Annotated in this window: 20 protein-coding genes; all 20 read left to right on the forward strand. The window is 60.9% G+C overall.

Going from position 1 to position 22,695, the window contains the following annotated elements:
• The first annotated feature begins 177 nt into the window (after window positions 1-177).
• Window positions 178-1,140, forward strand: a complete 963-nt coding sequence (locus ABD919_RS22735) for a glycosyltransferase family 2 protein (RefSeq protein WP_345238391.1) — start codon at window positions 178-180, stop codon at window positions 1,138-1,140.
• Window positions 1,140-2,270, forward strand: a complete 1,131-nt coding sequence (locus ABD919_RS22740) for a DegT/DnrJ/EryC1/StrS family aminotransferase (RefSeq protein WP_345238392.1) — start codon at window positions 1,140-1,142, stop codon at window positions 2,268-2,270. The genes ABD919_RS22735 and ABD919_RS22740 overlap by 1 nt, the downstream gene beginning before the upstream one ends.
• A 12-nt stretch (window positions 2,271-2,282) precedes the next feature.
• A complete protein-coding gene (locus ABD919_RS22745) occupies window positions 2,283-4,313 on the forward strand; it encodes a hypothetical protein (protein ID WP_345238393.1) in 2,031 nt (676 codons plus the stop codon).
• Window positions 4,314-4,319: 6 nt separating this feature from the next.
• Complete coding sequence (locus tag ABD919_RS22750) at window positions 4,320-5,330, forward strand: STELLO glycosyltransferase family protein (RefSeq protein WP_345238394.1); 1,011 nt, start codon at window positions 4,320-4,322, stop codon at window positions 5,328-5,330.
• A gap of 8 nt (window positions 5,331-5,338) precedes the next feature.
• Window positions 5,339-6,316, forward strand: coding sequence for a glycosyltransferase (locus ABD919_RS22755; protein WP_345238395.1), 978 nt, complete (start codon window positions 5,339-5,341; stop codon window positions 6,314-6,316).
• A gap of 109 nt (window positions 6,317-6,425) precedes the next feature.
• Entirely contained in the window at window positions 6,426-7,358 is a 933-nt protein-coding gene (locus ABD919_RS22760; protein WP_345238396.1) for a GDP-L-fucose synthase family protein, read from the forward strand.
• Window positions 7,359-7,368: 10 nt separating this feature from the next.
• Complete coding sequence (locus ABD919_RS22765) at window positions 7,369-8,454, forward strand: glycosyltransferase family 10 domain-containing protein (protein ID WP_345238397.1); 1,086 nt, start codon at window positions 7,369-7,371, stop codon at window positions 8,452-8,454.
• A 271-nt stretch (window positions 8,455-8,725) separates the two neighbouring features.
• Window positions 8,726-9,886 (forward strand): DegT/DnrJ/EryC1/StrS family aminotransferase, encoded by a 1,161-nt coding sequence (locus ABD919_RS22770; protein WP_345238398.1) that lies wholly within the window; start codon window positions 8,726-8,728, stop codon window positions 9,884-9,886.
• An 8-nt stretch (window positions 9,887-9,894) separates the two neighbouring features.
• Window positions 9,895-10,827, forward strand: a complete 933-nt coding sequence (locus ABD919_RS22775; RefSeq protein ID WP_345238399.1) for an NAD-dependent epimerase/dehydratase family protein — start codon at window positions 9,895-9,897, stop codon at window positions 10,825-10,827.
• Window positions 10,828-10,834: 7 nt separating this feature from the next.
• Entirely contained in the window at window positions 10,835-11,407 is a 573-nt protein-coding gene (locus ABD919_RS22780; RefSeq protein WP_345238400.1) for an acyltransferase, read from the forward strand.
• A 63-nt stretch (window positions 11,408-11,470) separates the two neighbouring features.
• On the forward strand, window positions 11,471-12,454 hold the full coding sequence (locus ABD919_RS22785) for a glycosyltransferase (RefSeq protein ID WP_345238401.1): 984 nt from the start codon (window positions 11,471-11,473) through the stop codon (window positions 12,452-12,454).
• Between the two features lie 49 nt (window positions 12,455-12,503).
• A complete protein-coding gene (locus ABD919_RS22790; RefSeq protein WP_345238402.1) occupies window positions 12,504-13,478 on the forward strand; it encodes a glycosyltransferase family A protein in 975 nt (324 codons plus the stop codon).
• A 57-nt stretch (window positions 13,479-13,535) separates the two neighbouring features.
• Window positions 13,536-14,660, forward strand: coding sequence for a GDP-mannose 4,6-dehydratase (gene gmd, locus ABD919_RS22795; RefSeq protein ID WP_345238403.1), 1,125 nt, complete (start codon window positions 13,536-13,538; stop codon window positions 14,658-14,660).
• A gap of 238 nt (window positions 14,661-14,898) precedes the next feature.
• Window positions 14,899-15,891, forward strand: a complete 993-nt coding sequence (locus ABD919_RS22800; protein ID WP_345238404.1) for a glycosyltransferase family 61 protein — start codon at window positions 14,899-14,901, stop codon at window positions 15,889-15,891.
• Between the two features lie 40 nt (window positions 15,892-15,931).
• Window positions 15,932-17,329, forward strand: a complete 1,398-nt coding sequence (locus ABD919_RS22805) for a lipopolysaccharide biosynthesis protein (RefSeq protein ID WP_345238405.1) — start codon at window positions 15,932-15,934, stop codon at window positions 17,327-17,329.
• A gap of 267 nt (window positions 17,330-17,596) precedes the next feature.
• Window positions 17,597-18,508: a glycosyltransferase family 2 protein gene (locus ABD919_RS22810; RefSeq protein ID WP_345238406.1), complete on the forward strand. Its 912-nt coding sequence runs from the start codon at window positions 17,597-17,599 to the stop codon at window positions 18,506-18,508.
• 65 nt (window positions 18,509-18,573) lie between these two features.
• Window positions 18,574-19,794 (forward strand): glycosyltransferase, encoded by a 1,221-nt coding sequence (locus tag ABD919_RS22815; RefSeq protein WP_345238407.1) that lies wholly within the window; start codon window positions 18,574-18,576, stop codon window positions 19,792-19,794.
• A 39-nt stretch (window positions 19,795-19,833) separates the two neighbouring features.
• Window positions 19,834-20,793, forward strand: a complete 960-nt coding sequence (locus ABD919_RS22820) for a glycosyltransferase family 2 protein (protein WP_345238408.1) — start codon at window positions 19,834-19,836, stop codon at window positions 20,791-20,793.
• Window positions 20,793-21,503, forward strand: coding sequence for a GNAT family N-acetyltransferase (locus tag ABD919_RS22825; protein ID WP_345238409.1), 711 nt, complete (start codon window positions 20,793-20,795; stop codon window positions 21,501-21,503). Before ABD919_RS22820 ends, ABD919_RS22825 begins: the two co-directional genes overlap by 1 nt.
• Window positions 21,504-21,550: 47 nt before the next feature.
• Window positions 21,551-22,687 carry a dTDP-4-amino-4,6-dideoxygalactose transaminase gene (gene rffA, locus ABD919_RS22830; protein WP_345238410.1) on the forward strand — a complete coding sequence of 379 codons (1,137 nt, stop codon included), beginning with the start codon at window positions 21,551-21,553 and terminating at the stop codon, window positions 22,685-22,687.
• Window positions 22,688-22,695 lie beyond the last annotated feature (8 nt).

A 22,695-nucleotide genomic window follows, 5' to 3' on the forward strand; every position in this document is an offset into this window, starting at 1 on the left:
TACACGCTCGCGTAAATCGGTTGAATAGGCCTTCATCCTGCTAAGTTCGCACAATCCTGTACATGCATCGCGAAACCGCTCTAGTTAAAAGTTAAAAGTGAAGAGTTAAAAGCGGTTCTGCTTTTTAACTTTTAACTCTCAACTTTTAACTCCGCCATACCGCCTAACTTGCCGGCTATGCCCAAGCTTTCGGTTATCATTCCCTGCTACTACAACGAGGCCAACATCCCCGTCACCAGTCAGGAGCTACTGGCCGCCGAGCGCCTGTTTCCGGCCGATGTCACCTTCGAGTATGTGATGGTCGACGATGGGTCGGGCGACCAGACCCTGGCCGCGCTGCTGGCTTTTCAGCGGCAGTGCCCCGACAAGGTGCGCGTGGTGGAGCTGGCCGGCAACGTGGGCTCGTACAACGCCATTGTGGCCGGCATGGCCCACGCCACGGGCGACTGCCTGGCCGTGACCGGGGCCGACCTGCAGGACCCTCCCGAGCTCATGGCCCAGATGTATGGCTACTGGCAGCAGGGCTTTCGCCTGGTGCTGGGCAACCGGCAGGACCGGGAAGAAACCGGCCCCGCCCGCTGGCTGGCCGATACCTTTCACTGGCTCATGAAGCGCTTGGCCTTGCGCAACATTCCCGATGGAGGCTTCGACTTCGTATTCTTCGACCGGCAGGTAGCCAACGAGGTGCTGCGCCTGCACGAGCGCAACAGCAACGTGTTTTACCTCATGGTATGGCTGGGCTACGCCTACGTGAGCATCCCCTACGTGCGGCGCAAGCGCAGCATCGGCCGCTCGCGCTGGACGCTGGGCAAGAAAGTAAAGCTGCTGCTCGACTCCCTGCTCTCGTTTTCCTTCGTGCCCATCCGCGCCATCTCACTCATTGGGCTGAGCCTGGGCATTATTGCCACGCTGTATGGCTTCTACATCATTGGCCTGCGCCTGGTGAGCCCCAACGAGCCCCAGGGCTGGACCACGCTCATGGTGGTGCTGCTGTTTGTATCGGCCTTTCAGATGACGGCCCTGGGGGTGATTGGCGAGTACGTGTGGCGCGGGCTGGATGCCGCCCGCAACCGGCCGCTGTACGTGGTGAAGCAAGTGCACGAGCCGGGTGGCCAAACCGGGCCAGTATCTTTGCCCTGATGCAGGCGCAGGTTCCTTTTCTCTCGTTTGAGTTTCAGCACGGGCAGGCCCGGGAAGCCATTCTGGCCGCTATGGCCCGGGTCTACGACTCGCACTGGTACGTGCTGGGCGAGGAAGTGCGCCGCTTTGAGCAGGAGTACGCGGCGTTCAACGACGTGCGCGAGTGCGTGGGCGTCGCCAATGGGCTCGACGCCCTGGTGCTGGCCCTGCGGGCCCTGCATATTGGGCCGGGCGATGAAGTCATTGTGCCATCGAATACCTACATCGCCAGCTGGCTGGCCGTAACGCAGGTGGGCGCCACACCGGTTCCGGTGGAGCCCGAGCTGGCCACCAGCAACCTCGACCCGGCGCTGATTGAGGCGGCCATTACGCCCCGCACCCGGGCCATTATGCCCGTGCACCTGTATGGCCAGGCCTGCCGCATGCCCGAAATCATGGCCATTGCCGGGCGGCACAGCCTGCTGGTGGTAGAAGACAATGCCCAGTCGCAGGGCGCGGCGTTCGACGGGCAGCTAACCGGGAGCTTCGGGTCCGCCAGCGGTACCAGCTTCTACCCCGGCAAAAACCTTGGCGCTCTGGGCGACGCCGGCGCCGTCACCACCAACCGCCCCGAGCTGGCCCGGCAGCTGCGTGTACTGCGCAACTACGGCTCGGAGCGCAAGTATCACAACGAAGTGGTGGGCTACAACTCCCGCCTCGACGAGCTGCAGGCGGCCGTGCTACGTGCCAAGCTGCCGCTGCTGGCCCAGTGGACGCGGCAGCGCCAGCAGCTGGCCAGCTGGTACGGGCAGCACTTGGCCGGCATTGAGGGCCTGCGCCTGCCCGCCCTGAGCCCGGGCGCCAGCCACGTGTACCACCTCTACGTGGTGCACCATGCGCAGCGCGACGCCCTGCAGCACCACCTGACGGAGCAGGGAATTGGCACGCTCATTCACTACCCCGTGCCGCCGCACCGGCAGCCGGCCTACGCGCACCTGGGCCTGCCGCCCGGAGCCTTGCCCATTGCCGAGGCGCTGGCCGCCACCTGCCTGAGCCTGCCCCTGTGGCCGGGCATGACGGAGGAGCAGGTAGCGGCCGTGGCGGCCGCCGTACGCAGCTTCCGGCCGCTGCCTGGCCCGCATGCGCATTAGTTTAAACGCCGCATGCCAAACACCGCGTTTCTTCCCTTCCTGCTCCAGGCCCTGGCCCTGTTGGGCGCCAGCTTCGGCCTGGGCGAAGGCCTGCTGCGGCTTATGCGCACCCGGCCGCTCGAACCGTACTTTCGGCTTTTTCTGGCCCTCACGCTGGGCCTGAGCGTGCTGGTGGGAAGCTATGCGGCTGTCAGGACTAAGGGAGTAAGCATCATGCTGCCTTTGCTGGGGCTGATGCTGTTGCTGCTGCCCGCGTTAAAGCCCAAGGCTGATGAGCCAGATTCTTCGCTTGTAGATAGGCCTGCTCCGGCGGCTCACCCCACCCGGCCCTGGCCAGCGGCTGGCCTGGTGCTGCTGGCTGCCCTTATACTTTTTGCCACCCGCTGGGCCCTGCTCTACGACCCCGCTTCGCCCTTCCTGCTGACGCCTTTTCAGGACTACATCTATTACGGGCGGGTAAGCGAAGCGCTGAACCGGACGGGAGTGGAAGCCCGCTCGCTGGAGCAGCTTTTTCCGCAGTTTCTGAACGTGCAGCCCTACCACTACTACGAGCTTTGGCTTAACGCCCTGTTGTTGCGTGTAAGCAGCCACCCAGCCGTGTGGAGCCTGTACCTGTCGACTTACACGGTGCTCACCACCCTGGTTTTTGTGGGTTTTCGGGCCCTGCTGGCGTATTTCGGCTGGCGCGGGGTGCAGGCGGCCGGCCTGGCCCTGGGTATGCTGCTGGTCAGCGGCGTGTACTGGCCCGCTTTCGAGCTGCATTCCTTCGCGGAGGGGGGACGCTACGTGGCCACCAGCCTGCTCTTGCTCGAACCCAAGCTCAGTGCCATCTATATCTTCCTGCTGCTGGGCAGCCTGCTGCTGCTGCACCGGCAGTGGCGGGCGGCGGGGCTAGCGCTGGCGGCCCTGCCGCTGGTGTTCGTCACCACCATTCCGGCCGTGGCCGGGGCTTTGACGGGGCTGGTGCTCTGGCTGCGACGGCGCCTGCACCAGCCGCAGCTGCTGGGCCTGCTGCTGCCTTTTTTTCTGAGCTTGCTGTATCTGGCCGCGTTCTACCTGCTGCAGCTGCCTGCCGAGTCGCCTCCCGGGCCTGGCAACGCCCCCTTGCTAATGCAGTTGCCGGCGCTTGGGCAATGGCGCACCCTGGTGAATGTGCTGGGCGGTACCCTAATCAACGTGGCTCTGTACGCCGGGGCCTATGCGCTGCTCTTCGTCGTGCTAGGGTGGGGGAGGCTGCGCGCAAGCGGGCAGCGCTGGTCTTTTGGCCTGAAAGTACTTCTGGGCGGCCTGCTGCTTAGCACGGGGCTCTCAGCCCTGGCTTTCACCCTCACGGCCCATCTTCCCGACAGCTACCAGCTGCTGGGCAACACCTTCCCGCCCTTCTTGGCCCTGGCAGTGGCCGGCATTGCCGCCGCCCTGCTGCGGGGCAGCTCCCGGCTGCGGCGTACGATGGCGCTGGCCGGCCTGCTGGCCCTGGCCTGGGTAAACCACCGCCGGCTCTTTACCCACGACCATTCCATGCACAAGGTCACGCGCTTCTCGCCGGCCTTCCTGCAGCAGGTGCGCGGCGCATTAGCTGAAGTAGGGAACCGCGGCGGCTTCTTCATGGCCGATGCCGACTACGAAACCATCTACCACCTCACCCAGGATACCTTCACCCGGGGCACTTACGTCTCCAACTTCAGCCGCGACTATACCCTGGTGTCCTTGTCGGCCCCTGACCTGCCCACGCTGCGCACCGACCCCCGCTTTGCCCGCGACACTGCGGCGGCCGTAGCCTGCATTCGGCGCGCTTCCCTGGCCCGTTTTGTGCAGCTCAACGCCCGACAGGGCCGGCGCTGGCCCCCAGACAGCGCGCAGTACCAGCTGGTCGTTCAGCACAAGCTGCGCTTTCTCTGCCTGGCCCCGGCCGTTGCCTTGCCAGCTACCTTACAACCCCTGGTGCAGGCCCGCTACCAGGATGCTGTGTCGGGTGAGGCGTTTGTGGTGCTCAAACCCTATCCGCCTACGCAGGCCGCGCCCAGCGCCTCCGCTTCTTTCTAATTGCTTATGTTGCCCACAAACCCGCCCGTCAGCATTGTCATCACGTCGATATACCCACCCACGGAAGCCGTACGGCGCTTTGCCGGGCGGGCGGGCTACCAGACCATTGTGGTGGGCGACCGGAAAACGCCGGCCGACTGGCAGGCCCCCGGCGTGGTGTATTTGTCGGTAGCCGAGCAGGAAGCCGCGGGGTTCCGGCTGAGTACCCGCCTGCCGTACAACCACTATGGCCGCAAGATGATGGGCTACCTGCACGCCATCCGCACCGGGGCCCAGGTGATTGTCGACACCGATGATGACAACCTGCCGTATCCCGACTGGGAGTTTCCGCCTATGGAAGGCAGCTACGCCACGGCTCCGGCCGGAAAAGGCTTTGTCAACATCTACAAAAGCTTTACTACTCACCACATCTGGCCCCGTGGCTATCCGCTCGACCTTATTCTGAGCCCCGCTCACAACCTGAGCGAGGAGCAACTGCTGCCCGCGCCGGCCCGGGTGGGCGTCTGGCAGGCCCTGGCCGATGGCGACCCCGACGTAGATGCCATCTACCGCCTGGTTGACAACACGGAGGTGTTCTTCGACCAGCGCCCGCCCATTGTGCTGGCCGAGGGCACGCTCTGCCCGTTCAACTCCCAGAACACTGCCCTGCGCCGGGAGCTGTTCCCGCTGCTTTACCTGCCGGCCTACGTCACGTTCCGCTTCACAGATATTCTGCGCGGACTGGTGGCCCAGCCCATTATGTGGGCCCACGGCTACCGGCTGGGCTTCACCCAGGCCACCGTGCAGCAGATACGCAACCCCCACGACTACCTCAAGGATTTTGAGTCGGAGATTCCCTGCTACCTGCACCCCAACCGCGTGGTGGCGGCGGTTCGCGCCGTAGTAGAGCCGTCGGTGCCGGTAGGGGAGAACCTGCGCCGCGCCTACGCCGAGCTGGCCCGGCAGGGGCTGGTGCCGGCCGAAGAAACCGAGCTGCTCGAGCTCTGGCTGGCCGACCTGGCGGCCCTCACTACGTAAGCAGCCCCATGCAGGAGTTTCCGTCCGTGTCCGTCATCATCCCGTCCTGGAACCAGGGGCGGTTTATCGAGCGCACCCTCTTAAGCATTCTGCGCCAGGACTACCCCGGGGCAGTGCAGGTTATCGTGTCCGACGGCGGCTCAACCGATGAGACCGTGGCCGTGCTGCAGCGCTACAGCGAGCAGATTACCTGGTGGTCGGCACCCGACCGCGGCTTTGTGGATGCCGTGAGCAAAGGCCTGGCCCGGGCCACGGGCGAGGTGGTCGCCATTCAAAGCAGCGACGACTTCTACCTGCCCGGCGCCTTCCGGCACATGGCCCTGGCCTTCCGGCAATTTCCGGAAGCGGGCTTTATCTCCGGGGGAGAGTACGGCATCGACCTGCACGACCGCATCGAGTATGTCAACGCCTTTACCGGCCTCATCACCCCGCATTCCATTTTATTTCGGTTTGTGCCCCCCCAGCACAGCACCTTTGCCCGGCGCCCCGTGCTGGAGCTGGCCGGCGGCATGCGGGCCGAAGTAGACATGTGCGCCGACATTGATTTGTGGTACCGCGTGGCCCACTTCGCGCCGGGCCAGGCCATCCCCCAGCTGCTGTCTGCCTACCAGCTGCACCCCGAGCAGCGCACGGCCACCTCGCCCAAATGGTTTTCCAGCCTGGTAAACATGGTGGAAAGCTGCGAGGCCGATGCGTTCTACGGCCAGCGCTTTCGCCTGCAGCCCGCCGAGCGCCGCAGCCTCTACACGTACTGGGAAGTAAACTGGGCTGCCCGGCGCAGCCTGGCCGAAGCCCGGCCCCTGGCCTGGCGCAAGCTGCCAGGCCTGCTGGGCTACAGCCCCCGAACCCGCCGCACGGTGCTGGGTGCCACCATCGTGCCGCTGCTGAAAAAGCTGCTTCCCGCACGCCTGCTGGCCTGGCTCCGGCCACCGTCCTATCAGGCGACGTATGAGCAGGCAGTCGACTTTACCTGGTGGAAAAGCTGAGCTACCTGCCAATAAGCACAGGCTAGCCATCTTTGCCTTCTAATTATCAATCCGCGAACGTTAAGCCAGGCCAGGAGTAAGCCGCAGGGAAGAGTTGGCTTTGTAGTAAATGGAAAAAAACGCCAAAATATACGTCGCCGGTCACCGCGGCATGGTCGGCTCGGCCCTGCTGCGCCGCCTGCGTGCGGCCGGGTTCAGCCAGCTGCTGCTGCGCACTTCCCAGGAGCTGGATTTGCGCAACCAGGCCGCCGTAGCGGCCTTTTTTGCCCAGGAAAAGCCGGATTACGTGCTGCTGGCCGCGGCCAGAGTGGGCGGCATTCAGGCCAACTGCGACTACCCCGCTGATTTTCTGTGCGACAACCTGCTGATTCAAACCAACGTCATCCATCACGCCTACCTCAACGGGGTGAAGAAGCTGCTGTTTCTGGGGTCGTCAAGCGTGTACCCCAAGGCGGCCCCGCAGCCTCTGCAGGAGGAGGCCTTGCTCACCGGCCCGCTGGAGCCCACCAACGAGGCGTATGCCGTGGCCAAGATTGCCGGCATCAAGCTCTGCGATGCCTACCGCCGCCAGTATGGCTGCAACTTCATCTCGGCGCTGGCCACCAATCTTTACGGCCCCTACGACAACTACGACCTGCAGCGGGCCCACGTACTGCCGGCGCTGCTGCGCAAGTTTCACGAAGCCAAGGAGCAGCAGGCGCCCGAGGTGGAGGTGTGGGGCAGCGGCACGCCCCGCCGCGAGTTTCTGCACGTAGATGACCTGGCCGATGCCTGCCTCTTCCTGCTGCAGCACTACAACGAGCCCGGCGTAATAAACGTGGGCACCGGCCAGGACCTCAGCATTGCCGAGCTGGCCCAGCTGGTAGGCCGCGTGGTAGGGTACGACTGCCGCATCCGCTTCAATGGCGACTTCCCGGATGGCGCGTCAGCCAAACGCCTGGATGTGAGCCGGATGGCCGGCTTGGGCTGGCATGCCTCCATAGCGCTGGAAACCGGAGTCCGGGCCGTGTACCAGGATTTTCAGCAAGCCGTCGCGGTCTGAGCAAGCAGCCATGATAAAAGCCACGCTGTACGTGCGGGAACACCCTTGCCTGAGCAACGACGCTATTTTCTCAGGCGCTCCCATGGAGGGCATGAAGTCCGACGCCTTTATGGTGATTGAGCTGCGGCGCCTGCTGGCCGAGCACGGCATCGCCCTGGCCACCCAGGAAGTGCATCCTCCCAGCGAATCGGCCATCGTTATCAGCCACGACCATTCCCTGCCTTTCCAGGCCATGCGCCGGGCACCGGGACAGAAGTGGTACCTGCTGCTCTACGAAACCGCCACCTACCACCCGCACAACTACCAGCCCGAAAACCAGCAGGTGTTCGACCGGATTTTCACTTACAACGAAACGGTCGTCGACAACCGGCGCTTTTTCTTGTACCGATACGCCATCGACTTTGAGTCGTATCCCCCGTTTCAGCGGGTAACGGAAGCGGAATTCAACCGCCGCAAGCTGTGCACCCTCGTTGCCGCGGCCTTCGGCATCAGCCCCGCCCAGCCGGGCTCGGGCTCCCTGTTGCACGAGCGGTACCAGGCCCTGAAATGGTTTTCCGATAACCACCCGGAAGAGCTGGACTTTTTCAGCCGCGGCATCGACGAGAAGGAGCTGCAGAGCCTGCGCGGTGCGGGCCTGCTGCGCCGGGTGCTGCCTGCAGCTTTTTTCACCTGGCTGGGCCATCGCCGCCGCCGGGTGTTCGACCGCGTTTTCCGGGGCTCCATTCCGCCCGACGATAAAATCAGCCGGCTGCGCGACTACCGGTTTGCTATTGCCTACGAGAACACTGGCAACGTTCCCGGCTACCTTTCCGAAAAGCTGTTCGACTGCCTGGCTGCCGGCGTAATCCCCATTTATCTGGGCGACCCCACCGTGACAAAGACCATTCCGGCCGACTGCTTTATCGACCGGCGCCTTTTTCCCTCGTATGAGGCGCTCTACGCCTACCTCAAGCAGATGGATTACGCCGAGTATGCCCGCCGTATAGCCAGCATCGAAGCTTACCTGGCCGGGCCAGGACCGGCTCAGCTTAGCTCCCGGTCCAACGCCCAAGCCATTGCCAAAGTACTGCTGCAAGACCTGGAGCCGTCGGGGTAAATAGGACTTAAATTCGGTCACCCAGTCTTTTTGCCGTACTTTTGCAAGCTCGTTAAAGGGGCTACCTAACCTTAGGCTATAGCAATTTTTAAAGGTTATCACACTTTTTTGACACCCGATTCTACCTACACTGCCTCCGGCAAAACCCTGGCTGCTTCGTCAGAGTAAATCGGTCGCGGCAACTCGCCTCCGTCTTACCTTTGCGAGCAGCATTCTAACTGCCAGGACTTTCTTCTTCTTCCCTTTTTCTCCCGAATCCGACCTTTCATTCATGGCTGACACCACTCCCATGCCGCTTGTCGCCGGTGCCAACGTTCCGCCCGGAGGCCAGTACCTGCCGCTCTTCACCACCTACGTGAACCCCTCGGCCCAGGAGCGGGTTGCGGCCGTGTTGCAAAGCACCTTTCTGAGCGAGGGCAAGCTGGTGAAAGAGTTTGAAACCCGCTTGTCGGCTGAGCTGGGCATGGTAAATCCGGCCGCTCTCAACAGCGGCACCAGTGCCCTGCACCTGGCCCTGGAGGTAGCTGGAATCGGAGCTGGCGACGAAGTAATTCTGGCCCCCCAGACCTTCATCGCTTCTGCTCTTACCGTGGTGCAGGTAGGCGCGACGCCGGTATTTGCCGATATTCAGTACAACACCGGCAACATCGACCCCGCCGACATCGAGCACCGCATCACGCCCCGCACCAAGGCCATCATGGCCGTGCACTGGGGCGGCTACCCCTGCGACATGGCCGAGATTAAAGCCATTGCCGACAAGCACAACCTGGTGGTGATTGAAGACGCGGCCCACTCGCCCGGTGCCGTGTACCAGGGCCGCCCCATCGGCTCCATCTCCGACTACACCTGCTTCTCCTTCCAGGCCATCAAGCACCTGACCACCGGCGACGGCGGCGCTCTCTGCGCGCTCGACCCGGAGAAGGCCCGCGAAGTGTTCCGCCGCCGCTGGTTTGGCATCGACCGCGCCAACTCGCCCATGAACGAGGTAGGGGAGCGGGAGTATGACCTGTTCGACGTGGGGTACAAGTACCACCTCAACGACTACTCCGCCGCCCTGGGCCTGGCCAACCTCGACGGCTTTCACGAGCGCATGACCCGCCGCCGCGCCCTGGTGCAGCAGTATAACGAAGGCCTGCAGAACGTAGCCGGTATCACGCACTTCGAGCGCAAAGCCGACCGCGAAAGCGCCCACTGGCTGTATGGCTTCCACGTCGAAAACCGCCTGCAGTTCATCCGCACCCTCAAAGCCAACGGCATTGCTGCCTCGGTGGTGCACGACGGCATCGACAACAATACCCTGTTCGGCAGCAAGCGCATGGAGCTCAGCAACCAGCGCCGCTTCGACGAAACCCAGATTCATATTCCCCTGCACGACAACCTGACGGAAGAGCAGGTTGACTACATCATCACCACCATCAAGCAGGGCTGGTAAGCTATTTTATGAAAATTGTATTGTTTGGAGCCTCGGGCTTTGCCGGCCGCAACGTCGCAGATATGCTGCGCTCGCATGGCGTGGAGTTCGTAGGCGCATCCTTAAGCACCGGCCTGGACCTGCGCGACACCGCTGCTACGGCAGCCTTTCTGCGCGAGCACCAGCCTACGCACATCATCAACTGTGCCGCCCACGTGGGCAGCCTGAACTACGTGACCGAGAAGGCCGCCACCGTAGTGGCCGACAACTCCCGCATGGTGCTGGGTATGTACGAAGCCGTGGCCCAGGAGTGCCCCCGGGCATTGGTGATTAACCCCATTGCCAACTGTGCCTACCCTGCTTCCGCCGATATATTCCGCGAAGACGAGTGGTGGAACGGCCATCTGCACCGCTCGGTGCTGAGCTATGGCACCAGCCGCCGCCTGCTCTGGGCCGCTGCCGAATGCTTCCAGCTGCAGTACGGCATCCGCAGCATTCACTTGCTCACGCCCAACATGTACGGGCCCTACGACTCCACAGACCCCAACAAGGCACATGCCCTGAACGCGCTGATTTCCAAGTTCGTGAAAGCCGGTAAAACCGGACAGCCGGAGCTGCCGGTGTGGGGCACCGGCGTGGCCATCCGCGAGTGGCTCTACGCACCCGACTTTGCTCGCTTGGTGTGGGACGTACTCCAGAATCCCGACCGTGAAGGCCTGCAGCAGCCCACTAACCTGGCCCAGAACGACGGCCTAAGCGTGAAGGAGCTGGTCAACATCATCCAGGACAAGTTCAGCTACCCGGGGCAGATAGCCTGGGATACTTCCAAGCCCGACGGTGCGCCAAAAAAGGTGATGGACGACACCAAGTTTCGCCAGGTATTCCCCGACTTCAAGTTCACCGACTTCGAGGATGGCATTGCCGAAACTGTGAAGTACTACGAGTCGGTTTATCCTTACTAAGCTAGTTATGGCCGGAACTGTTCAACCCCTGCAAAGCGCACAGTACGATACCACCTTGCTGCAAAGCTGCGGCGAAGACGTGTTCATCAGTGCCAACGTCGAAATTCGCAGGCCTCACCTGGTGCGCGTGGGCAGCCACGTTGCCATCGACTCCGGTGTGTACCTGACCACAGCGGCGGAGATTGGCGACTACATTCACTTGTCGCCTTATCTCACCGTTATTGGTGGCGCCCAGAGCAAGCTGGTGGTGGAAGACTTTGTTACCATTGCTGCTGGCAGCCGCTTAATCTGCGGTTCCGACCGGTTTATGGGAGATGGCTTTACCAGCGTAACAGTGCCCGATGAGTACCGCGACACGGTCGACTTCGGCACGATACGCTGCAGCCGCTTCTCGGGAATCGGGACCAACGTGGTGATTATGCCCAACGTAACCATCGGGGAGGGCTCCGTAATTGGCGCCTGCTCGCTCGTAACCAAGGATACTGAGCCCTGGACGGTGTATGTTGGGGTGCCTGCCCGACCCGTAAAGGTGCGGCCCCGCGAAAAAATGCTGGAATACGCCAAGCAACTGGGCTACTAAGTTCTGGAGCCCCCAACCTGACCTGCCGATTACCAATATTTTACTGATAAGTTCCTGTACTGCATGTCCGAATTCGCCATCAGCTACGTCGTAACGACCTACAACAAGCTGCCGTACCTGCGGCAGGTGCTGGGTCGGCTGGTGGCCGCCCGGCTGCCGGACGAAGAAATTGTAGTGGCCGACGGTGGCAGCTCCGATGGTACTGCTGAGTATTTGCGGGGGCTATTTGAGGCCGGGAAGATTCAGCAGTTCGTGTCGGAGCGCGACAAGGGCGAGTCGCATGGCTTCAACAAGTGCATCCTGATGGCCAAGGGTGACATCGTGAAGCTTATCACCGACGATGATGCCTTTAACTACCCAGCTATCCGTAAGGCGGCCGCGTTTATGCAGGCTCATCCAGACGTTGACGTAGCCATGGGCTACACCGGCCTGCTGCCGCTGGAAAACCTGCATACTATTTCCTTGTACGAAGACGTAGCCGACAACTTTAAGCGCTGGCTGAACCATAAAGAGGCCGTATGGATGATTGGGCTGCCTATTTTGATACGGCGCAGCTCTCTGGCGCTTACGGGCCTGTTCAACACCGGCGTGGTGCAGGTTGATACCGAGTTTACCTACCGCCTCACCAGCCTGAATGTAAGCCTGGCCTGGAGCTCCCAGGTGCTGAGTGTGCGCATCGAAAATCCGCAAAGCAACTTCCGGGTGATGGGCCGCAAAACCAGCCAGGACGAGGCCGACCGCATGCGCTACTTCTACGACAAGCGCATCGGCCACGGGTTTATCGACTACATACGGCACAAGTCGGGCTGGCTTGAAAGTCTAAAGAAGCCTATCCGCCCCCTCAAGCGTAGTTTGTTCGGCATGCTGAAGGTACCGCAGTACCAGGACCACGTTCCCATGTCGTCAGGCTACGTGCCCGTACCCGGCGAGGCTCCCCTCGAAGCGGCCTTCCGGGTTGCCGACGACTTTATGGAGCGCTACAACGCCGAGCATCCCGCCGAATTCCTCTACAAAGCCCAAACCCTGACCAAGGCTTTGAAGCAATAGCTTGAGGGGGCAAATTCTTATTGTTTTGCTGGTTTTTTAATCTTTCTCCGTGTCAGCTTACCGCGTTTCATACCTTGTAACGACGTACAACAAGCTGCCCTACCTTAAGCAGGTACTGGGCCGGCTGGTGGCCGCCCGATTGCCCGACGAGGAGATTGTGGTGGCCGACGGGGGAAGTTCCGACGGTACGCCGGCTTTCCTGCAGGAGCTATACGAAGCCGGGAAGATTCAGCAGTTTGTGTCGGAGCGGGATAAAGGCGAGTCGCATGGCTTCAACAAGTGCATGCTCATGGCCCGCGGCGAAGTGCTGAAGTACATCACCGACGACGATGCCTTCAACTACCCTGCCATTCGGGCCTGCGTCGACTTCATGCACGCCCATCCCGACGTAGATGCAGTGATGGGGTATAATGCGACTACTCAGGAGGAAGACTTAACGTATGCCCGCGTAAAGGAAGACCCCGCTGTGGACTTTATGCGCTGGTATGAGCACAAGGAGCCTTTCTGGATGATTGGTCTGCCTTTGCTGATTCGCCGCTCCTCCCTGCCACTGCTGGGCTTGTTCTACACCGGGGTGGTATTTGTCGACTTGGAATACACCTACCGAATTTCTACGGTAAAAGCCAATATCGCCTGGTGCACGGCCCTGCTAAGCATGCACGTCGACAATCCAAATGGCAACTTCAACCGTATGAGCCCGAAAAGCCGGGAGGCGGAGTATACCCGCGTCCGCAATTTTTTCGTGAAGCCTACCCGTCGCGGTCCCGGACAGTTCTTGCGTGATACGATTGAAGCGGCAAAACGACCCATCCGGCCCATGAAGCGTCGCTTTTTCGACCGCATGGGCTGGGCGCAGTTTCAGAACCCGGAAGTGTTTTCAACCGGTTACGTCCCTAAGGAAGGCGAAGACCACCTTATGGCAGTATTTCGGGTTTGCGATGAATTTATGGCTGCACAGAATACGCTGCGTAAAACGGAATTTATTTACAAAGCCCAGGCCGTAACCAAGGTTATGCCTCACTAAGTGGCAGGTGTTGCGCCTTATCCCCTTAATTTTCGCTGAACATTTTATTTTTTCCTTATGAAAGTTGCGCTCATTACCGGTATTACCGGCCAGGATGGTGCTTACCTCACCGAGCTCTTGCTCGAAAAGGGCTACGACGTACACGGCATCAAGCGCCGCTCCTCGCTGTTCAACACCGACCGTATTGACCACCTCATGGCCGACGACCACGGCCGCAAAAACCCGCGTCTGACCAACCATTACGGCGACCTGACGGACTCCACCAACCTGATTCGTATCATCCAGGAAGTACAGCCCGACGAGATTTATAACCTCGGCGCCATGTCACACGTGAAGGTGTCGTTCGACGCTCCCGAGTATGTGGCCGACGTTGATGGCGTAGGCACGCTGCGTATTCTGGAAGCCGTGCGCCTGCTGGGCCTCACCAAGAAAACCAAAATCTACCAGGCCAGTACCTCCGAGCTCTACGGTCTGGTGCAGGAAGTACCGCAGCGCGAAACCACGCCCTTCTACCCCCGCTCGCCCTACGCCGTAGCCAAGCTGTATGGCTACTGGATTACGGTGAACTACCGCGAGGCTTATGGCATGTTTGCCTGCAATGGTATTCTATTCAATCACGAAAGCCCACTGCGCGGTGAAACCTTCGTAACCCGCAAAATTACCCGCGGTGTAGCCCAGATTGCCTTGGGCATGCGCGACGACATTGCCCTGGGTAACCTGGATGCCAAGCGCGACTGGGGACATGCCAAAGATTACGTGGAAGCTATGTGGCTGATTCTGCAGCAAGACCAGCCCGAAGATTTCGTCATTGCAACCGGTGTTACTACGACTGTGCGTGACTTCGTGCGCATGGCCTTTGGAGAAGTAGGCGTTGAGCTGGCTTTTGAGGGCGAAGGCGTTGATGAAATCGGCCGGGTAGCAGCCTGTAATAACCCTGATTACCAGATTCCCGTAGGCAGCGTCGTGTGTCGCGTTGACCCGGCTTACTTCCGTCCGACGGAGGTGGAGCTGCTCATCGGCGACCCTGCCAAATGCAAGGCCAAGCTGAACTGGGAGCCCAAGCACGACCTGCCCTCTCTGGTAAAAGATATGATGGAGGCCGACCTGGACCTGTTCAAGCGCGATGCTTACCTGCTTAAAGGGGGTCACAAAGTATCCTGGCAGCACGAGCAGCACCAATAGTCATTTCTGAAAGCCAAGACCCTACCTGCCTCCGCCCGGCCGAATGGCCGGGCGGTTTGGGCATATATCCCTCCCTACCATGCCTACAGCTCCTCTGCCGCGTCCCTCCTTGTGGCAGCGCACAAAACGGGTGATTGACCGCGCTTTGGGAACGGCGAGTAAAGCCTTAAGCAGGGCACCTGCGGCGCGGGAAATTGAAGTTGCACCCATTCCCGATAGTGCCCAGGGGCCTCTCCCGGTGAATGCACACATGGTGCCACCGGTGTTTCTACAGGGCTTCGCAGATATTTTTGCCGAGATTCAGCCCAACCTGCGCCAAGTGGTCTACCACCTGCAGCAGGTGCAGGTGGCCTGGCACGGTACCGTGTTGCGCGGGCTGCGTGTTTTTCTGCCCAGCCTGCCGCAGCCCTGGATGGAGCTGGAGTTCGCCGGTACCTTCCTGCTGCGCCAGCTTACCGGGCGAAAGGTGCCGTTGCTGATGGAAAATCCGGTTGGCCTGGCGTTCGACAGCTGGTCGGGTAACTACTTCCACTGGATTGCCGAGGTGCTGCCCCGCTTGGTGCTGCTGCGCAAGGTACAGCCCAACTGCGTGGTGCTCCTGCCCGGGCCAACGCCACCGGAATACATCACCCAAACCGTGAGCGCGCTTGGTTTCAACCGCACCTACACCGTGTCGCCCGGCGAGCTGGTGCACGTTCCCGATTTATGGGTGGCAGTGCGGCCCGGCCGCCACGGCTACATGGTGCCGGAGCTGGTGCGGGAAGTGCGGGAAGCCCTGATGGTAAAGCTGCAGCCGCATTTCGACCCCGGCAAGAAAGCCAGCCGCCGCTTGTACGTTTCCCGCAGCCGCCAAAGTTGGCGGCAGCTGACCAATGAGGAAGAGGTGGTAGCCGTGCTCAAGCAGTACGACTTTGAGGTAATTTACTTTGAAGACATGACCTTCGTGGAGCAAGCCCGCACCATGTACGAGGCAGCTATATTTATTGGGATTCACGGCGCTAACATGACCAATATTCTGTTCATGACCCCTGGAAGCCATGCGATTGAGCTGATGAGCAACACGTATGTAAATCCCAGCTATCTGTCGATGGCTAGCAGCATTGGCGTAAACTATTCGCTGGTTCCTTCCACGCTGGGCTCGCCGCCGGAGGTGGAATATAACTACGCCGATATTACTGCCGACCCCGCTCTCGTGGAGCAGGTGGTGCGTCCGCTGTGCGTTGGTCAATAGCCGGATGGGCGGGCATTTTCTTTTGTAATACTCCGTTAATTTGAAGCATCGCATCAAGCAATTTGTGCGGCAGAACTTGCAGGCATTACTGCAAAAAGGCTCGTTCGCACAAAACTTCGCGGTTACCCTGTCGGGCTCGGCAGCCGTGACGGCCATTGGGTTCCTGCTCACGCCGGTAATGTCGCGTATTTACCCACCGGCCGCGTACGGGCAGTTTGCCGTGTTTAACTCCTTGCTCAGCAACCTGAGCATGGTAACGACCCTCACTTATCAGGGAGCATTTTTGTTGCCCAAGGATAAAGAAAAATTCTTTTCCCTGGTGCAGCTTACCGTAACGCTCACTTTTATTACCACGGCCAGCCTGCTGGTTATTTTGCTGCTGGCAGGCGAGCATGTGATGCGGCTTTTCAGTCTGGAGGCCATGGGCAAGCTGTTCTACACCTTGCCGGTGCTGATGCTGCTGTTTAATCTCAACAGTATCATGCACAGCTGGTACCAGCGGGAAAAGCAGTTTGTTAAGCGCAGCAGCGTGGAGGTAACTACCTCGCTGGTAGGCCGGGGCGCTACTATTGGCTACGGCTGGTGGGCCGGTGGGAGCGTAGTGGGCTTGCTGCTGGGCGAGTTCTTTAACCGCCTGACCAGTACCGTAAGCCTGGCAGCTGGCACCATCCGCCATTCGTTTGGTGAGCTATGGCGCGGCTATACCTGGTCGGGAGTAAAGGCGGTTGCCAAAGAGTATAAAAGCTTCCCGCTATACATGTTGCCGGCCAGCTTTATCAACGTGTTTTCTTCTCAGCTGCCCATCTATGCCCTTAGCTCGGGCTTTGGCTCAACCCCCGTTGGCCTGTATTCCTTTTCGGTGGGCCTGCTGGAAATTCCTATCACGCTGATTGGAAATGCTATACTGCCCGTGTTCTGGCAAAAAGCGGCCGAAACGCATCACAACGAGCCCGAGCGGCTGCCCGGCATTACACTTAGCTTATTCAACAAGCTCCTGTATCTCGGCCTGATACCTTTTGGCATCATCACGGTGTACGGCGATATTCTTTTCAAATTCGTCTTTGGTGCCCGCTGGGAGATGGCCGGCGTGTACACGGGCTATCTGGGCTACTACTACGTGTTCAAGCTCATGTCGCAGGCTACTTCGCCTATCTACACCATCATGGAAAAGCAGCGCTATATCCTGTGGAGCAACATTGCTCTGCTCAGCGTCCGGGGGCTCGGACTGGGTATAGGCTTGTGGCAGAACGACCTCAACCTGGCCTTGCTGCTATTTGGTTTGGGTAGTCTGCTGGCCACCTTTGTTATTGATTTACAGGTGCTGTCGCTCCTGCGCTTGCCCATACTCCGCATCGGGCTGCGCACCATCGTCATTGTCGGTATTACCCTTCTGGCGTTGAAAGCTACTCGTATAGGGTTTGAGTGGATAATGCTATAACTGTCGGCAGGTAGAAGGCCTGTTAATCTCACGCGTTGCGTAAGCTTGGGTTCCTCCGCCTGGTAATAACCCTGGTTTGAGCTCTACCCCATGATGCCGCCTTTCCAGCAGCGGGCGGCTATCTCTCCTGAGCCTGGACAATCCTACACCCGCTTAGCACGAACATACACTACGGGAGTCCAAATGGTACCATTTGGACTCCCGTAGTTGTAAATGCCCCTTCCTATACAAGGCATCCTCTTTTTGATGGGGACGTACCTTTGCCCCATGAGTGCACCGGCTTCTCCTTTCTTTTCTGTCGTCATTCCCACCTACAACCGGGCCACGTTTATTGCCGCCACCCTGGATTCGGTGCTGGGCCAGACGTTTTCCAGCCTGGAAATCCTGGTCGTCGACGATGGCAGCAAAGACAACACGGCCGAGGTGGTGGGCCGCTTTACCGACCCGCGCCTGAGCTATTACCCCAAGGAAAACGGCGAGCGTGGCGTGGCCCGCAACTACGGCTTTGCCCGCGCCCGGGGAGCGTATGTGCTGTTTCTCGACTCCGACGACCGGTTTCACCCCGAACACCTGGCTACGCTGCACCGCAAGATTCAGGAGCTGAAGCAGCCCAACTTCATTGCCACCAAATACGACTTCGACCGCGACGGCGTAATTGCGCCCAGCGACATGGCCGGCCTGCCCGAAGGCTGGTACGGGCTCGACACCTTCGTACGGGGCAATGCCCTGGCCTGCAACATCTGTGTGCGCCGCCAGAACCCAGCGCTGCACCTGTTCGAGGAAGACCGCCGCTACGCGGCCGTGGAAGATTGGATGTTTATGCTGGAAAATACCCAGCAGGACCGCATCTACATCGTGGACGCCGTGACGCTGACGATGAACGACCACGACCAGCGCTCCATGCGCTCCGACAACTCGGCGCTGGTGCGGCGCCTGCAGCTGGCCCTGGACTGGATGCTGCAACGCGTAAAGCTAACGGCCGGGCAGCGCCGTATTCTTACTGGCCGGGTGTATTACCTCTGCGCCATTCATGCCTATGCCGACGGGCACCGCGGCGAGTCGCTGCGCTTCGCCCGGCTGGCGGCGCCCCACCTGCCCAAAACCCAGGCCGCGGTGCTGCTGGCCCGCTGCGTGGTAGGCCCGGGGCTGGTGGGCCTGGTAAAAAAGCTGCGCGCCTGAAGCCCAGGGTGAAGTAAACACCGGCCTCTGCTCACTTTTCGAGCCTTCTTATTGTTAATGCTGCTATGCGCATCCTGTTTTTAAGTTATTGGGGGCTGAACGACGGCCTGACGACGTCGACGGTATTTCCGCACCTGCGCTTGCTGCAGGAGCGGGCCGATGTGACGGCTATCCGGCTCGTCACCATCGAGCGCGGACCCGATGCCCAGGCGGAGCTTACTTTCCAGCCCGGCTTTGCGGCCGATAAAATCACCTTCGAGCCGCTACGCTCCCGGCCCGGGCGCAACGTCATCCTCAACAAGATTGAGGACTTCACCCGCTTCCCGCAGGAGCTGATTCGGCAGGCCGAAGCGTTTAAGCCGGATTTCATTCTCGCCCGCGGCGCGCCGGCCGGCGCCCTGGCCTACCTGGTGTGGCAGAAAACCAGGCTGCCTTTCTACGTGGAGTCTTTTGAGCCGCATGCCGACTACATGCTGGAGTCGGGCGTGTGGCGGCGCTACGACCCGCGCTACCTTTTTCAGCGCTATTGGGAAAAGCGGCAGAAGCAGCTGGCACTGGGACTGATGCCGGTGGCGGAGAACTACCGCCGTCAGCTTATAACGGAAGGAGTGCCCGCCGGCCGCATCGTCACGGTGCCCTGCTCGGTCGATGCCCAGGCTTTTGCTTTTGATGCAGCCAGCCACACCCGGGTGCGCCAGCAGCTTGGCTTTGCCGGGTCGGACACCGTGGGCATTTACGTCGGCAAATTCGGCAGCATCTACTACGATGCCGAAGCCTTTGACGTCTTCAAAGCGGCTGCCGACCATTTTGGCGCGGGCTTCCGTCTCATCATCCTTACGCCCGACCCCATTGCCGACGTGCAGCGCAAGCTGGCGGCGGTTGGTCTGCAGCCCGGGCAGGTGTTTATCACCAAGGCCCCGCATGGCGAGGTGCCGGGCTACCTGTCGGCGGCCGACTTTGCCTTTGCCACAATCAAGCCCGCTCCCTGCCGGCTGTACTGCTCGGCAATCAAGATTGGTGAATACTGGGCCAGCGGGCTGCCAGTGCTGGTGCCGCCGGGCGTAGGCGACGATTCGGCTATTATTGAGGCGGAAAGTGGGGGAGCAGTATTCGACCTGGACCGCCCGGGCAGCGTGGCAGCGGCCCTGGCCCGGCTGGATGCCATTATGCAGGTGCCCGATTACCGGGCTCGCATCCACGAGCTGGCCCTGCGCCACCGCAGCCTGAGCCGGGCCCGCGAGGCCTACGCTGCCCTGCTCCCGGCAGAGAACGTCGCCACTGTTTAACTTCGTCGTGTTCCGGCAGCGTTGCTGCCTTACTTCTGCGTGCCTACTGCTGTTCGCCCTCTTATTTCCATCGTCAGCCCCGTATATGGCGCCGAAGCCGTGGTGGAGGAGCTGGTGCGGCGCATTCAGGCCAGTGTGGGCACGCTGACGGAGCACTATGAAGTGCTGTTGGTGGACGACCGCAGCCCGGACAGCTCCTGGGCGCATATTCAGGCTGAGGCGGGCCGCGACCCGCGGGTGCAGGGCCTGCGTCTGAGCCGCAACTTTGGCCAGCACCGGGCCATCACCGCGGGGCTGGACCAGGCCCGGGGGGAGTGGGTGGTGGTAATGGACTGCGACCTGCAGGACCGCCCGGAGGAAATACCGGCCCTGTATGCCTTAGCCCAAGGCGGCTACGACCTGGTGCTGGCCCAGCGCCTGGACCGGCAGGATGCTTGGAGCAAGAAGCTGCTCTCGCGGCTGTTCTACCGGGTGTTGTCTTATCTCACCGAAACGCCCCAGGACCCCAGCGTGGCTAACTTCGGCATTTACCACCGCCGCGTGATTGATGCCGTGCTGACCATGCGCGAAAGCGTGCGCTACTTCCCGACCATGGTGCGCTGGGTGGGCTTCCGGACGGCTTACCTGGGCGTAGCGCATGCCGGCCGCAGCAGCGGCCGCAGCAGCTACGGCCTGAGCCAGCGCCTGCAGCTGGGGCTCGACATCCTGCTGGCCAATTCTGATAAGCCCCTGCGGCTGACCGTAAAGCTGGGGCTGCTGCTGTCGGGAGGCGCCTTCCTGCTGGTTCCTATTACCCTGCTGCGCTACCTGGGCGGACAGATTTCCCAGCCCGGCTACACCAGCCTGATTATTTCCATCTGGTTTTTCTCGGGCTTGCTGCTATCCGTTTTGGGCATGGTTGGCCTTTACATCGGCAAAACCTTTGAGCAGGTAAAAGGCCGTCCCCTCTACATCTTGGATAAAGCCACGGAGCCTGCGGCTACCCCGCCGACACCATAATGGGAGGGAAGCTGGAGAAACTGCCCTGGGACAGCCAATGGCTAGGCCTGCCGGTGGCACGCTACGTGGCAGACGCGGGCACCATGGCCGAAGCCCAGGCCGCAGCTAAAGAGGCCCGGGAAGGTGGCATCCGCCTGCTTTACCTGGTGATGCCACCACATAGCAGAGAAGAAGTGTCGGGTATTCAGGCATTGGGGGCCAGGCTGCTAGATGAAAAGCTAAGCTATGTTATGGCCCTGGTAGCCGAGCGGCCGGTAGAGCTGCCTCATGGCCTGGTATTACAAAAGGTTAAGGCACCTGTGAGCCCACTGGAAGAGCTGGCCATTCAGAGCGGTGCTTATTCCCGGTTTAGGCTGGATGCCCGAATCGGGCCGGCGGCGTTTGAGGCGTTGTACCGCCGCTGGCTGCACCAGTCTGTGGAGAAAGGTGACGTCTGGACAATTCAATCAGCAGGAAAAGAGCTTGGGCTTTTGGCTCTGGGGCAGCGTGGGACTATGCTTAGCATCGAGCTGTTGGCCGTGGCACCGCCGGCCCGGCGCCGGCGGCTGGGGCGCTTACTGGTGGCGTGCGCGGCGCGCGAAGCCCGGCAGCAGGGCCTGGACGGATTGCAGGTGGTTACCCAGGGGGCAAATGAGCCCGCCCGCCGCCTTTACGAAAGCTGCGGCTTCGAGCTGGCCCGCACGGAGTACGTCTACCACTGGTGGCTGTAAGCGCAGCCCAAAGCCAGGCCCTACCTTTGCAGGCCTTTCCGCTGCGCATGCACCCCCGTATTCCCTTTAACAAACCGTATTTCTCCGGCAACGAAACTCGCTACATCGAGCAAGCGGTACGCTCCGGCAAAATTTCCGGCGATGGGCTCTTTACCCAGCGGGTGCACCGGTTTTTCGAGCAGGAAATGGGGTTTGCCAAGGCGCTGCTGACCACTTCCTGCACCGATGCCCTGGAAATGGCCGCCCTGCTGCTCAACATCGGGCCCGGCGATGAGGTCATCATGCCCTCCTTCACCTTTGTGAGCGCCGCCAACGCTTTTGTGCTGCGCGGCGCCAGCGTAGTGTTTGCCGACAGCACCGCGCTAAATCCCAACCTGGATGCGCTGGCGCTGGAAGAGCTGCTGACGCCCCGCACCCGCGCCATCGTGCCGGTGCACTACGCCGGCATTGCCTGCGACATGGACCCTATTCTGGCCCTGGCCCAGGCCCGGGGCGTGGCAGTGGTGGAAGATGCCGCTCATGCCATTGCCAGCTACCACCGCGGCCGACCACTGGGTAGCCTGGGCACGCTGGCGGCCTTTTCCTTTCACGAAACCAAAAACATTATTTCCGGTGAAGGGGGACTGCTGGCCGTCAACGACCGGCAGTATGGCCCCCGGGCAGAGGTTATCCGCGAGAAAGGCACGAACCGCTCCGCTTTTTTTCGGGGCGAGGTAGACAAGTACGGATGGCTGGACGTGGGCTCCTCGTTTCTGCCTTCGGATATTATTGCCGCCTATTTATGGGCTCAGATTGAAAACCTGCAGGATATTCAGCAGCAACGCCGGGCCATCTGGCTGCGCTATGAGGCCGGCCTGTCGGCTCTGGCAGCACGGGGCGTGGGCTTGCCGGCTCTGCCCGACTATGCCAGCAACAACGGGCACCTGTTTTACCTCGTATGCCGCAGCCTGGACGAGCGCACGGCCTTGATTGACCACCTCAGGCAGCAGGGCATCTGGGCCGTGTTTCATTACCAGCCCCTGCACCAAAGCGCCTACTACGCGGCCCGGCACGACGGCCGGCCCCTGCCCTGGGCCGTGCATTACGCCGATTGCCTGCTGCGCCTGCCCCTTTATTATGAGCTCAGCGAAGCCGACCAGCACTACATCATCGATGCCGTCCTAGGCTTTTACCAGACTTATTAATCTACTAC

The sequence above is a fragment of the Hymenobacter saemangeumensis genome (assembly GCF_039541835.1).
GTDB lineage: Bacteria > Bacteroidota > Bacteroidia > Cytophagales > Hymenobacteraceae > Hymenobacter > Hymenobacter saemangeumensis.